Here is a 12,492-nt window from a genome sequence, read left to right on the forward strand (position 1 = left end):
TCATGAACACAACTTCTCAGACCGTCATCGCCCCCGTGGTTCCCTCCGTCGGCGCTCTCGTTCCCCTCGGTGTCGATGAGGTGCGAATCACCGGAGGCTTTTGGGGCGAACGCCAGCGCACCAATGGGACGGTCACCCTCGACCACATCGAACACTGGCTCGAGCGAGAGGGATGGCTGCGGAACTTCGACCTCGCCGCGTCCGGTGATCTCCCCGCGGGACGACGCGGGCGGGAATTCTCTGATTCGGAGGTCTACAAATATCTCGAGGCCGTGGCATGGGAGATCGGACGCGTCGGCGGGAACGAGTCGCTCGAGCGGCGGTTCCTGGCCGTCGTCGAGAGGGTGCGGGCGGCGCAGGAGAAGGACGGCTACCTGAACACCCGTTTCGGTCGAGCGGGCCAGGGCGCGCGCTGGTCTGATCTCGAATGGGGCCACGAGCTCTACTGCCTCGGCCACCTCTTTCAGGCGGCGGTCGCGCGTGAACGAGCCACGCCAGGCGCGGATGACGGCCTTCTCGATATCGCGCGTCGCGCCGCCGATCTGATCTGCGACGTCTTCGGTCCCGGTGGGATCGAGTCGGTATGCGGGCACCCCGAGGTAGAGGTGGGGCTCGCCGAACTCGGCAGGCTTACCGGTGAGCAGCGCTATCTCGACCTCGCGGCTCTCTTCACCGAGCGCCGTGGCCACGGAACCCTTGCGGATATCGAGTGGGGCCGGTCCTACTTTCAGGATGACGTGCCCGTGCGTGACGCGTCGGTGTTGCGGGGGCATGCCGTTCGGGCCAACTACCTCGCCGCGGGGGCGATGGATGTCGCTGTCGAACGGGGCGACACGGGCCTGCTCGATGCGCTCCGCGGCCAGTGGGAGCGCACCGTCGCTCGTCGCACTTACCTGACCGGCGGGCAGGGATCACATCACCAGGACGAAGCGTTCGGAGATGACTGGGAGTTGCCGTCGGACCGGGCGTACTCCGAAACGTGCGCTGGTATCGCCTCCATCATGTTCAGCTGGCGACTGTTGCTGCAGGAGAGTGACGCGCGATACGCCGATCTCATTGAACGCACCCTGTTCAACGTTGTGGCGACGTCGCCGTCCGCCCGCGGTGACGCCTTCTTTTACGCGAACACGCTGCATCAACGCACACCCGGTGAGGTGACGACCGATGACGAGATCTCGCCCCGAGCGTCATCGTCTGTGCGCGCGCCATGGTTCGACGTGTCCTGCTGTCCGCCCAACGTTGCCCGAACGCTCGCCAGCCTGTCTGCGTATGTCGCCACCCGTGACGGCCGGGGACTCCAGATCCACCAGTATGCGGCGGCGACCATCACCACCACCCTGCCAGCAGGTCAGCTCGCAGTGGAACTCTCGACGGACTACCCGCTGTCTGGCGCTGTTTCGCTCTCCGTCGTCGACGCCCCCGATGCCCCGATCACACTCAGCTTTCGCGTGCCGTCATGGGCAGCCGGCACGCGCGTCACGATCGAAACTGCCGAGGGAGTCGTGGAGGAGCAGGCTGCTGAGCCCGGCTACGTGAAAATTGATCGTGAGTTCACAGCAGGTGACGTGGTGAGGCTGAGCATCCCGGTCGACCCCAGAATCACGAGGCCTGACTCGCGTATCGACGCGATCCGCGGGAGCGTCGCTGTGGAGCGGGGACCGGAAGTCTTCTGTGTTGAATCGACGGACGTGCCTGGGGGCGTCGACGTGTTCAGCCGGCTCGAGATCGATGCTTCGCAGGAACCTGTGAACGCCGGTGACAAGGTGCGGGTGTCGCTCCGTGTGCGTGCGCTCGGGGACGAGCCATGGCCATACGTCGACGGCGCCACGGTGGCGGGAAAGGACGACGCATTCTCAGCGGAGTTGACGCCGTACCACTCGTGGGCGGAGCGTGGCCCATCGGTGATGCGGGTCTGGATCCCAACCGGAGGTTGAGTACCGCAGAAGAATCAGCGCCCGGGCTACTATCGACTCGTGCAGAACGCAACGCTCGACGGGTCCGGCGGCGGCGGGCCGGCCAGCCCGGCGATCGGGACGGATACCGCGTCGAGCGCGCGAGCACGCCACTCGACCGCTCACCGGCGCGGGGGCATCGGGGCCGCTCTGAGCCGTCACCGCTTTGCGTGGCTGGTCACGGCATCCGTTGCTGCCTTCGCTGTGCTCGGAAGCGGTGCCGTCGCCCTCGGAGCCGCGACAGCGCCGTCGCCTGCACCCATTGCGGCGACACCGACGACCACCCCGACGCCGACGACCCCGCCGCCCCGGCCGGTATCGACGATCGAGCAAGCGGCGTCACCTCTCCGCACCTGTTCGGTCGCCTGGCTGCTGGACGACGGGCGGTTCGGGAAGCTCCAGGCCCAGGTCCTCACCTCCGACGGGCAACTGCTGTTCGAACGCGACCCGGCGACGGCGTCGCAGACCGCGAGTTCGATGAAGGTGCTCACGGCCGCCGCCGCACTCAACGTGCTCGGAGCGGACTTCCGGGCGACAACGCGAGTCGTCGCCGGTGCCGAGCCTGGCACGATCGTGCTCGTCGGCGGGGGAGACCTCACCCTGACCCGCCTGCCCTCCGGCCAGGAGCCGGTCTACACGGGCGCAGCGCACCTCGATGATCTCGCCGGCAAGGCGAGAGCTGCGTGGGAGTCCCGGTTCCCCGGCACCCCGATCACCCGTATCGTTCTCGATTCCAACTACTTCGGCGGGACGACCTGGGGCGACACCTGGCCGCCCACCGAACGTGGAACCGGATGGCTCTCCCACATCACAGCGCTGCAGGTTGACGCGGACCGGGCGGATCCGCGCGTGTTCCTCTCGCAACGCGGCGATGACCCGGTCGGGCGGGCGGGGGCGGCGTTCGCGCAGTACTTCGGCGGCGTTTCTGTCGAACGAGGAGCGGCGCCTGCGGGAGCAGCCGAACTGGCATCCGTTTCTTCGCAGCCGTTGTCGACGCTGATCCCGCAGTTCCTCATTCCGTCCGACAACACACTCGCCGAAATGATTGCCAGGCACGTGGCGATCGCCCTCGGTGCGGGGAACACGATCGACGCGCTTGCGACGGCTATTCCGGAGGCGCTCAAGGTCTACGGGATCGATACGTCCGGGCTGCGGATCGCGGACGGCTCCGGTATGAGTCGTAACAATGCCGTCGCCCCGTCGTCTCTCACGGCCCTGTTCGTGAAGATCAATGCGCGGGAGGGGAACCTCGGTATCGTCCGCGACGGGCTGCCGGTCGCCGGTGAATCCGGAACGCTCAACTACTCGAACCGGTTCTTCGGCGATAACGCCGTGGCCCGTGGGAAGGTGCGCGCCAAGTCAGGATCGATCTCGTCAGCGTACACACTGACCGGGATGATCGACGCTGCCGACGGGTCGACGCTGATTTTCGCGATCTTCGCCACCGGGAATGTCAGTGGGAACGCCCGAACAGCGATCGACACGCTGACCACGGCGTTCTACCGGTGCGGCAGCAATCTCTCGAACAACTGACCCGGGCAGGAGCGAAACGGCGGGGGCAGCGCCGCGGGAGCCGCGACGGTAGCCTGAAAGGCGATCGCAACACCGGGAGGCATCATGACCAGGGCACTGTTCATCATCGACGTGCAGAACGACTTCACCGAGGGCGGAGCGCTCGGAGTCGACGGGGGAACCGCCGTCGCCACCCACCTCACCTCATATCTCGAGCGGGCGGCAGACACCTACAGCCTCGTGATCGCATCGCGCGACTGGCACAGTCCGGACGGCGACAACGGTGGACACTTCGCTCCCCTCGGCGACGAACCTGACTTCCTCGACACCTGGCCCGTGCACTGTGTTGCCGGTACTCCGGGAGCCGACTACCACCCCGCGCTCGACCAGTCCCGCATCACGCTCCACGTGAAGAAGGGCCAGGGTGAACCGGCGTACTCGATCTTCGACGGGCACGTCGACGGCGGAGCGTCCGACGGTGCAACCATTACCGAAGTGCTCGAGGCGCACGGCGTGACCGAGGTCGACGTCGCCGGGATCGCCACCGATTACTGCGTGCGGGCATCCGTTCTCGATGCTGTCGAACACGGCAGGCATGTCCGCGTCTTCACGGACCTCATCGCAGGGGTCGCGCGCGAAACCAGCGATGCGGCACTCGCCGAGATGGGACACGCGGGCGCTGTCCTCGTCGGGAGCGACGCAGACTGAGCCAGAGCGCTCACAGATCGGTCCCAAAGGGTCGTTGCAGCGATCGATCGGTACGAAAGGGCGGTTCGCGGGCACCGGGGGTCGCCCTTCGGGACTGATCGATTCCGCCGAGACGACGAACGGCATCCGCCCGGCCCGAAAGCACAGAGCGGATGCCGCATCGCGGGCTACAGCGTGTCGCCGAGCTTGAATCCCTTGTCGACGTCACCCTCGCGAGTGTAGGAAAACCCGTCGGCACCGACGGTGACCGCCATCTCACTCGGCTCCTCGCGCTCGACGAGAGGCTGCGGGTTGCCATCGAGGTCGAGCACGAGTGACGCCTCGGTGTACCAGCTCGGAACGACGGGATTGCCCCACCAGTCGCGGCGCTGGTTGTCGTGCACGTCCCACGTGACGACCGGGTTGTCTGGGTCGCCCGTGTAGTAGTCCTGCGTGTAGATCTCGACCCGGTGGCCGTCCGGGTCGAGCAGGTACAGGTAGAACGCGTTCGACACACCGTGGCGTCCGGGGCCGCGTTCGATCAGGTCCGACTTGCGGAGAGCGCCAAGCTTGTCGCAGATGTAGAGGATGTTGTGCTTCTCGTGCGTCGCGAACGCGACGTGGTGCATCCGCGGCCCGGTACCCCCGGTCATCGCCGTGTCGTGCACGGTGGACTTGCGGCGCATCCATGCGGCGTAGGTGACGCCGTCCTCGTCCTGAATGTCCTCGGTGACCCGAAAACCGAGGTCCTCCATGTACCCGCGAGCCCGCGGAACATCCGGGGTGACCTGGTTGAAGTGGTCGAGACGGACGAGAGCGCCGGGCCCGTACAGGTCATAACGCCAGGCCAGGCGCTCGACGTGTTCGACGTCGTGGAAGAACTCGTACGGGAACCCGAGCGGGTCCTCGACCCGAACGGAGTCGCCGATGCCCTTCGTGAAGCCTTCGGGCCGGCGATCGACCCGGCAGCCGAGTTCGGTGTAGAACTCGACAGCGCGGTCGAGGTCTTCGGGAGCGCGCACGCGGTACGAGAACGCAGCGACAGCGGCGACATCGCCTTTGCGAAGCACGAGGTTGTGGTGGATGAACTCCTCGAACGAGCGCAGGTAGATCTCGTTCTCGTTCTCTTCGGTGACGACGAGGCCGAGGATGTCGACGTAGAACTCGCGCGAAGCAGCGAGGTCGGTGACGACGATGTCCATGTAGGCGCAGCGGAGAATGTCCGGCGGCGTGGCATTCGGGGTCGAAACCGGGTTGGGGTTCGGGTTGATCTTCGCGTGTGGCTCCGGATTGGGGCTCGGGTTGTGGTCCATGTCAGCTTCCTTGCGTGAGTGAGACGAGTGAAGAGGAGTGAGACGCGCTCACGGGTTGGGGGTGACGACAGGCGCGACGTCTTCGGGAGCTTTAGCGCCGAAACGGGCGGTGTGCACGTCACCGATGGTGATGTGCACGGCCTGCTGATCGGTGTAGAAGTCGATCGAGCGGTAGCCGCCCTCGTGTCCGAGTCCGGATGCCTTCACTCCGCCGAACGGGGTACGCAGGTCGCGCACGTTGTGCGAGTTCAGCCACACCATGCCCGCCTCCACCGACTGGGCGAAGGTATGCGCCCGCGTGAGATCCGAGGTCCAGATGTACGCGGCAAGACCGTAACGGATGCCGTTGGCCAACTCGAGCGCCTCCTCATCGGTATCGAACGGGGTGATCGCGACGACCGGGCCGAAGATCTCCTCCTGGAAGATCCGGGCATCCGGAGCGACATCGGCGAAGACCGTCGGGGAGACGTAGTTGCCGTCAGGAAGATTCTCCGGCCGTCCACCGCCGGCGAGGAGCCGGCCCTCGCTCTTGCCGATTTCGACGTAGCTCATGACCTTGTCGTAGTGCTCGGGGTGGACGAGCGCTCCAACCTCGGTCTTTGGGTCGTGCGGGTCGCCGACGACGATGTTCTTCGCCCGCGCGGCATAACGCTCGAGGAACTCGTCGTAGATGGGGCGCTCGACGAGGATCCGGCTTCCGGCGGTGCAGCGCTCGCCGTTGAGCGAGAAAACACCAAACAGGGTCGAGTCGATCGCGGAGTCGAGGTCGGCGTCTGCGAAGACAACGGCTGGCGACTTGCCGCCGAGTTCCATCGACATGCCCTTGAGGTGCGGGGCGCAGTTGGCGAAGATCGTCTGCCCGGTGCTCGACTCGCCGGTGAACGAGATGAGGGGGACATCCGGGTGCTTGACGAGGGTATCGCCCGCGGACTCACCGAGTCCGTGAACGAGGTTGAACACGCCCTTCGGCAACCCGGCCTCCTCGAAGATCGATGCCCACAGGCTCGCCGACAGCGGAGTGAACTCCGCGGGCTTGAGCACGACGGTGCAGCCGGAGGCGAGAGCGGGCGCGAGCTTCCAGCTCTCGAGCATGAACGGCGTGTTCCACGGCGTGATCAGGCCCGCGACACCCTTGGGCTTGCGGTTGACGTAGTTGACCTGGCGGCCGGGAACCTTGTAGTGGTCGTCGGCCTGCGCCACGATGAGGTCGGCGAAGAACCGGAAGTTTTCGGCGGCGCGCTGCGCCTGGCCGAGTGCCTGGGTAATGGGCAGGCCGGTGTCGAACGTTTCGAGTTCTGCGAGTCGCGCGTCCTGGGCCTCGACGGCATCGGCGATCTTGTTGAGGATGCGTGACCGGGCGCGGGGGAGCATCCGTGGCCATGGGCCTGTCTCGAAGGCGTGCTTCGCGGCGGCAACGGCGCGGTCGACGTCTTCGCTCTGGCCCGATGCTGCCGTGGCGTAGTTCCTGTTCGACACCGGGTCGAGCACGTCGAACGTGTCGCCCGAGATGCTGTCGACGAATTCACCGTCGATGTAATGCTGGATGCGGGTCGGAAGGTTCTCCGGAATGTAGTGGGCCATGGTGGATGCTCCGATGCAGTTATGGCTGGACGGGGGGACGTTTGTGGGTGGACTGGTACTCGGTGAACGCATCGAGCGTGCGCGTGCGGTGCGCGCGAGCGGCCAACTCGATCTCGAGGCTGTCTGCGCCGTTTTCGAGAAGCGACAGGATGCCTTCGTGCTCGGCAACCGACTGGTGCGCGCGCCCCGGGACGAAGCTGAAGGTCGAGTCCCGCAGCATGTTGAGGGAGTTCCAGCCGCGGTGGACGAGATCGAGCAGGTTGTCGTTCGGGCAGCGCTCGAACAGGATCGAGTGGAATTCGCGGTTGAGTTCGGTGAACCGGTGCGGGTCGAAGTTCTCGAGGCAGTCCGCCATGCTCGAGTTCACGGCGCGAGCTGCGGCGATGTCGTCCTCCGTGATGAACGGGGCTGACAGCATCGTCGCGGCACCCTCGAGGATGCTCAGCGTCTGCATCGTCGTGACGTACCCGGTCTCGTTGAGCATGGCGACCTGGGCACCGACGTTGCGCTCGAACGTTACCAGCCCCTCTGCCTCCAGCCTGCGGATGGCCTCACGGACGGGAACGACGCTGACGTCGAGTTCCTTGGCGATCGCACCGAGAACGAGGCGGTAGCCGGGAACGAACGCGCCGCCCTCGATTTTTTCCCGGATCCAGATGTAGGAGAGTTCGGACTTGCTGCGGGTAGCGGGGGCGACGCTCATTCGCGGGATGCCTTCCAGTCGGCGTATCGGGATTTCCAGTCTGCATTCATCGGGTAGAGCCCGTCGACGCCTTCGCCGTGAGCGACCTGTTCTGCGATGAACGTCTCCTCCTGCTCCTGCTCGATCGAGTCGCGGACGACCTCCTCGACGAGGGCTGGAGGGATCACGATCAACCCGTCGTCGTCACCCACGATGACGTCGCCGGGCTGGACGGAGGTGCCGCCGCAGGCAACGGTGATGTCGATGTCCCAGGGAACGTGGCGGCGGCCGAGCACGGCGGGGTGCCCGCCGGCGGAATAGGTCGGCATGTCGAGGGCAGCGACGGCCGCGAGATCCCGCACGCCACCGTCGGTGACGATTCCGGCAGCACCACGCACCTGCGCGCGCAACGCAAGAATGTCGCCGACGGTGCCGGTTCCACGCTCGCCGCGAGCTTCCATAACGAGGACGTCGCCGGGGCCGAGGGAGTCGAAGGCGCGTTTCTGCGCGTTGTACCCACCACCGTGCGACGCGAAGAGATCCTCGCGGTTCGGGATGTAGCGGAGCGTGCGGGCGCGTCCGACGAGGCGGACGCCCGGTTTCGTGGACTGCAGCCCGTCGATGGACACATTGTTGAGGCCGCGCTTGCGCAACTGCGAGCTCAGCGTCGCCGTACCCACCGAGTTGATCTGGTCCTTGAGCTCGTCGGTGAGGTCGAACACCGGATTCGGTGCCAGCCCCGCTTCCTCGCGGCTTCCCCATGCTTCTTCACGCTGTTTGTCGTCGACGCTTGGGCGGGTCCCGAAATCGCCGAAGGCATCCGTACCCTGCGTGATCGTCGTGACGAGGCGTCCCGTCGTCGGTGAGCCTTCGCCGCTCGGGTAATCCACTTCGACCTCGACGACGTCACCGGGCTGGGCGACGGATGACCCGGCCGGGGTTCCGGTCAGGATGACATCGCCCTTGTCGAGCGTCATGAGCTGCGAGAGATCGGCGACGAGCTGGCCGAAGGGGAACAGCAGCCCATCGGTGGTGTCCTCCTGTACGAGAACCCCGTTGAGCCAGGTGCGCACGCGGAGGGCACCAGGGTCGACCGAATCGGCGGGGAGGATCTCAGGGCCGAGCGGGGTGAACCCGTCACCACCCTTGGAGCGGACGTTCGAACCCTTGTCAGCCGTGCGCAGGTCGTAGAGGCCGAAGTCGTTGGCGGCGGTGACTCCGCTGATCGCTGCCCAGCCCTGCTCGGGCGAGATCCTGCGGACGGTCTCACCGATGATCAACGCGATCTCACCCTCGAAGGCCAGAAGCTCGGTACCGGCGGGCCGCTCGAGCTCGCCGCCCGTCGTGGCGATCGATGACGACGGCTTGAAGAAGTACGACGGGAAGGAGGGGATGCGTCCTCGCTGCTCGGCGCGCGACCGATAGTTGAGGTGCACGGCGACAATCTTGCCGGGAAGCGGGCTGGCTGGAGAAGTCATCGACATCCTTGTCTGAAGTGGAACCGAGCTCGGTATAACAAATCATATACAATCAAGGCGGGATTGCAACAGGTCAGATATCAGCCCTTACAAAGATATACGATATGGTCTATCATCCCGGAGTGGGGGTATTTACCCCGCCAATCCGCGCGAATTCATGACGAAGGAGTCATTCAGCGATGTCTACAGAACCCAGGCAAGTCGACCCGCGAACGGCGGCCGAACGACGCAAGGTGGCCCTCGCCACCGTGATCGGGACCACCATCGAGTGGTACGATTTTTTCCTCTACGCGAGTGCGGCGGGCCTTGTCTTCGCGACGCTGTTCTTCGAGCCGGCGGGGCCGCAGATCGCGATCCTGCTGTCGTTCGGTTCCGTCGGAGTGAGCTTCCTGTTCCGCCCCCTCGGCGCCTTCCTCGCCGGTCACTACGGCGACAAGGTCGGGCGCAAGGCCATGCTCGTCATCACCCTCATCCTGATGGGGGCGGCGACCACGATCATCGGTCTGCTGCCGACCTACCAGCAGATCGGCATCGCTGCGCCGATCATGCTCGTTCTTCTCCGGATCCTGCAGGGACTGTCGACGGGTGGCGAGTGGGGCGGCGCCGTGCTCATGGCTGTCGAGACCGCGCCCAGTGACCGCCGCGGTCGCGCCGGTTCGTTCCCGCAAATCGGCGTGCCGATCGGTCTGCTCCTGGCATCCGGAACGCTCGCGCTGATGACCGGCGTGATTTCTCCCGGTGACGCGTTCCTCGAGTGGGGCTGGCGCGTGCCGTTCCTGCTCAGCGTTGTGCTCGTCGTCGTCGGCATGGTCGTGCGTCGCACGATCGATGAGAGCCCCGTCTTCCAGGAGATCGCTGCCCGCAAGGAACAGTCACGGATGCCTGCGGTGCAGCTCTTCAGGAAGCACTGGCTCCTCGTGATCCTCGCCGCCCTGACCTTCGCCGGCAACAACGCCGCCGGCTACATGACGACCGGCGGCTACATCCAGAACTACGCGACCGACCCCAACGGCTTCGTGGGCCTCGAGCGCACTCCCGTGCTCCTCGCGGTCTCGGGGTCCGCAGTCGTGTGGCTGATCATGACCTGGATTGCCGGTGGTCTCTCCGACCGGATCGGACGACGCAACACCTACATCATCGGCTGGATCGTTCAGCTGATCACGGTGTTCATGCTGTTCCCGCTCGTCAACACCGGCAACGTGTGGCTGTTGTTCCTCGGGCTGTCACTTTTCACGATCGGCAATGGGTTCACCTACGGGCAGCAGGCGGCGTACTTCGCGGAACTGTTCCCGGCGTCGATCCGATACTCCGGGGTGTCGATCACCTACGCGATCGGTGCAATCCTCGGTGGCGCGTTCGCGCCGACCATCGCGACCTACCTCGTACAGACGACCGGGCAGTCCATCTCGGTCGCGTTCTACATCGCCGGCGTCACCGTCGTCGCTTTTGCCGCGACCCTGATCCTGCGAGACCGCACGGGCATCCCGCTCGGCCACGATCACGAGGCCACGCAGGAAGTCGGGCACTTCCACGGGTCGAAGGCCACCGTCTGATCCATACGAGAAGGGAGGGGCAGCCGCGCGGCTGCCCCTCCCTTCTGGTGTGCCGCAGTGTCAGTAACTGGCGCGGTCAGTAACTGGCGCGCGGAGAGCCCTCGGTCGACGCGGGAATGTACTGCGCCGCGAGTGCCTCTGAGCTGCGGGCGAGCAGGGCAACGTCTGCTCCGACGAGGACGAACGTCGCTCCCGCGGCGAGGTAGCGTTCAGCCATCCGCGGGTTGAAGGCGTTGACGCCCACCGGTTTTCCGGCCTCGACGACGACGCGGATGGCGCTTTCGACAGCGGCGACGACGTCAGGGTGCTCCTGTTGCCCCAGCAAGCCCATGGACGCCGCAAGGTCGGATGGTCCCACGAACGCACCGTCGACACCGTCGACGCTTGCGATCTCGGCAGCGTTCGCCACGGCATCCGCCGTTTCGATCTGGACGAAGAGCGAGACGTACTCGTCGGCACGGCCGAGGTAATCGTCGACGCGGTTCCACCGGGCGGCGCGTGCGAGGGCGCTGCCGACGCCGCGGACCCCGCGCGGTGGGTACCGGACGGCGGAGACCACGTGGCGAGCCTCCTCGCGCGTGTTGACCATCGGAACGAGCAGGTTCTGCACGCCGAGGTCGAGGAACTGTTTGATCAGCACAGTATCGCCAGACGGCGCACGGACGAGCGGCGTGATCGGGTAGCCGGCGACGGCCTGCAGCTGGGCGAGGATGGACTCGAGACCGATCGGGCTGTGCTCGCCGTCGATGAGAAGCCAGTCGAGGCCGGACCCGGCGCAGATCTCGGCGATGAGGGGGCTGCCTGAGCAGACCCACATGCCGACGAGCGGACGGTCGGAGCCGGCCAGATCGTCGCGGAAGGTGGGAGCTAGCTGAAGCGGCATGTGATGGATCCCAACTGCCCGTAGTCGGCGTGGACGGAGTCGCCCTTTTCGACCCACATCGGACGAGTGAACGACCCGGCGAGGATGATTTCGCCAGCCCGGAGGCTCGTGCCGTGCTGGGCGAGCTTGTTGGCGAGCCAGTACACTCCCGCTGCGGGGTGATTGAGCACAGCGGCAGCGACGCCGGACTCCTCAATGGTTTCGTTGCGGTACAGCAGGGCGGAGACCCAGCGTAGGTCGACGTCACCGATTCGCACGGGGTTGCCGCCCATCACCATGCCGCCCATTGCGGCATTGTCGGAGATGGTGTCGACGATCGTGCGGCCCTGCATTTCGATTCGAGAGTCGAGGATTTCGAGGGCCGGGATCACGTAGTCGGTTGCATCGAGCACGTCGAAGAGGGTGCAGTTCGGTCCGGACAGGTCTTTGCCGAGCACAAACGCGAGTTCCACTTCGATGCGTACGTTCGAGAATGTGTCGTGGGGAATCACCGCACCGTTCTCGTAGACCATGTCGTCGAAGATGATGCCGTAGTCCGGTTCCGTGATACCGGTCGCGACCTGCATAACCTTCGACGTGAGGCCGATCTTGCGCCCCACCAGTCGGCGCCCGGCGGCGAGGCCGCGTTCTTTCCACACGTTCTGCACAGCGTAGGAATCCTCGACGGTCATGTCGGGATACCGGGCGGTGAGCCGGGGGATCGTCGATCGCGACTGCTCCGCGTCGTAGAGATCGTTGGCGATACCGTCGATGATGGATTTTTCAAGCATGCGCCAGGCCTTTCGGGATGTGGATCCCTCCGGGGCAGGCCCGGGAGATCACCGATGATCGTATACGAACCATATCGGACC

General features: G+C 65.7%; 10 protein-coding genes. 4 read left to right on the forward strand and 6 right to left on the reverse strand.

Translation table 11 applies throughout. The annotated features are described in order from the left end of the window. Positions 1-2: 2 nt before the first annotated feature. The 3 genes from ACWA1Q_RS03185 (at position 3) to ACWA1Q_RS03195 (ending at position 4,172) form a co-directional block, all read left to right on the forward strand. Positions 3-1,934, forward strand: coding sequence for a glycoside hydrolase family 127 protein (locus tag ACWA1Q_RS03185; RefSeq protein ID WP_463759463.1), 1,932 nt, complete (start codon positions 3-5; stop codon positions 1,932-1,934). A gap of 39 nt (positions 1,935-1,973) precedes the next feature. Beyond that, positions 1,974-3,485: a D-alanyl-D-alanine carboxypeptidase/D-alanyl-D-alanine endopeptidase gene (gene dacB, locus ACWA1Q_RS03190; protein ID WP_463759465.1), complete on the forward strand. Its 1,512-nt coding sequence runs from the start codon at positions 1,974-1,976 to the stop codon at positions 3,483-3,485. An 84-nt stretch (positions 3,486-3,569) separates the two neighbouring features. Continuing rightward, positions 3,570-4,172, forward strand: a complete 603-nt coding sequence (locus ACWA1Q_RS03195; protein ID WP_463759467.1) for an isochorismatase family protein — start codon at positions 3,570-3,572, stop codon at positions 4,170-4,172. 167 nt (positions 4,173-4,339) lie between these two features. Here the strand turns inward: ACWA1Q_RS03195 and hpaD are convergent, their stop codons facing one another. From hpaD to ACWA1Q_RS03215, 4 genes are read right to left on the reverse strand one after another with little or no spacing between them, the layout of a single operon-like run. Next, on the reverse strand, positions 4,340-5,464 hold the full coding sequence (gene hpaD / locus ACWA1Q_RS03200; RefSeq protein ID WP_463759468.1) for a 3,4-dihydroxyphenylacetate 2,3-dioxygenase: 1,125 nt from the start codon (positions 5,462-5,464) through the stop codon (positions 4,340-4,342). A gap of 48 nt (positions 5,465-5,512) precedes the next feature. Further along, positions 5,513-7,045, reverse strand: coding sequence for a 5-carboxymethyl-2-hydroxymuconate semialdehyde dehydrogenase (gene hpaE / locus ACWA1Q_RS03205; RefSeq protein ID WP_463759470.1), 1,533 nt, complete (start codon positions 7,043-7,045; stop codon positions 5,513-5,515). A gap of 19 nt (positions 7,046-7,064) precedes the next feature. Then, positions 7,065-7,748: a GntR family transcriptional regulator gene (locus tag ACWA1Q_RS03210; RefSeq protein WP_463759471.1), complete on the reverse strand. Its 684-nt coding sequence runs from the start codon at positions 7,746-7,748 to the stop codon at positions 7,065-7,067. Further along, the gene (locus tag ACWA1Q_RS03215) at positions 7,745-9,205 is read right to left on the reverse strand and encodes a fumarylacetoacetate hydrolase family protein (protein ID WP_463759473.1); all 1,461 of its coding nucleotides are present in this window, start codon (positions 9,203-9,205) and stop codon (positions 7,745-7,747) included. Before ACWA1Q_RS03215 ends, ACWA1Q_RS03210 begins: the two co-directional genes overlap by 4 nt. Positions 9,206-9,384: 179 nt before the next feature. On the opposite strand from ACWA1Q_RS03215, the gene ACWA1Q_RS03220 reads away from it, so the two are divergent. Continuing rightward, complete coding sequence (locus tag ACWA1Q_RS03220) at positions 9,385-10,758, forward strand: MFS transporter (RefSeq protein WP_463759474.1); 1,374 nt, start codon at positions 9,385-9,387, stop codon at positions 10,756-10,758. Between the two features lie 76 nt (positions 10,759-10,834). Here the strand turns inward: ACWA1Q_RS03220 and ACWA1Q_RS03225 are convergent, their stop codons facing one another. Together ACWA1Q_RS03225 and hpaH are read right to left on the reverse strand one after the other, a co-directional pair. Next, complete coding sequence (locus ACWA1Q_RS03225; protein WP_463759476.1) at positions 10,835-11,641, reverse strand: HpcH/HpaI aldolase family protein; 807 nt, start codon at positions 11,639-11,641, stop codon at positions 10,835-10,837. Then, positions 11,626-12,411, reverse strand: a complete 786-nt coding sequence (gene hpaH / locus ACWA1Q_RS03230) for a 2-oxo-hept-4-ene-1,7-dioate hydratase (RefSeq protein ID WP_463759478.1) — start codon at positions 12,409-12,411, stop codon at positions 11,626-11,628. The genes ACWA1Q_RS03225 and hpaH overlap by 16 nt, the downstream gene beginning before the upstream one ends. Between the last annotated feature and the right edge of the window lie 81 nt (positions 12,412-12,492).

The organism is Mycetocola sp. TRD_SC_2 (assembly GCF_055361225.1).

What these genes read in the sequence shown, in the direction of transcription:
- ACWA1Q_RS03185 (WP_463759463.1), top strand. Translation starts at nt 3, where the DNA reads ATGAACACAACTTCTCAGACCGTCATCGCCCCCGTGGTTCCCTCCGTC.
- ACWA1Q_RS03195 (WP_463759467.1), top strand. Translation starts at nt 3,570, where the DNA reads ATGACCAGGGCACTGTTCATCATCGACGTGCAGAACGACTTCACCGAG.
- hpaD (WP_463759468.1), bottom strand. Translation starts at nt 5,464, where the DNA reads ATGGACCACAACCCGAGCCCCAATCCGGAGCCACACGCGAAGATCAAC.
- hpaE (WP_463759470.1), bottom strand. Translation starts at nt 7,045, where the DNA reads ATGGCCCACTACATTCCGGAGAACCTTCCGACCCGCATCCAGCATTAC.
- ACWA1Q_RS03210 (WP_463759471.1), bottom strand. Translation starts at nt 7,748, where the DNA reads ATGAGCGTCGCCCCCGCTACCCGCAGCAAGTCCGAACTCTCCTACATC.
- ACWA1Q_RS03215 (WP_463759473.1), bottom strand. Translation starts at nt 9,205, where the DNA reads ATGACTTCTCCAGCCAGCCCGCTTCCCGGCAAGATTGTCGCCGTGCAC.
- ACWA1Q_RS03220 (WP_463759474.1), top strand. Translation starts at nt 9,385, where the DNA reads ATGTCTACAGAACCCAGGCAAGTCGACCCGCGAACGGCGGCCGAACGA.
- ACWA1Q_RS03225 (WP_463759476.1), bottom strand. Translation starts at nt 11,641, where the DNA reads ATGCCGCTTCAGCTAGCTCCCACCTTCCGCGACGATCTGGCCGGCTCC.
- hpaH (WP_463759478.1), bottom strand. Translation starts at nt 12,411, where the DNA reads ATGCTTGAAAAATCCATCATCGACGGTATCGCCAACGATCTCTACGAC.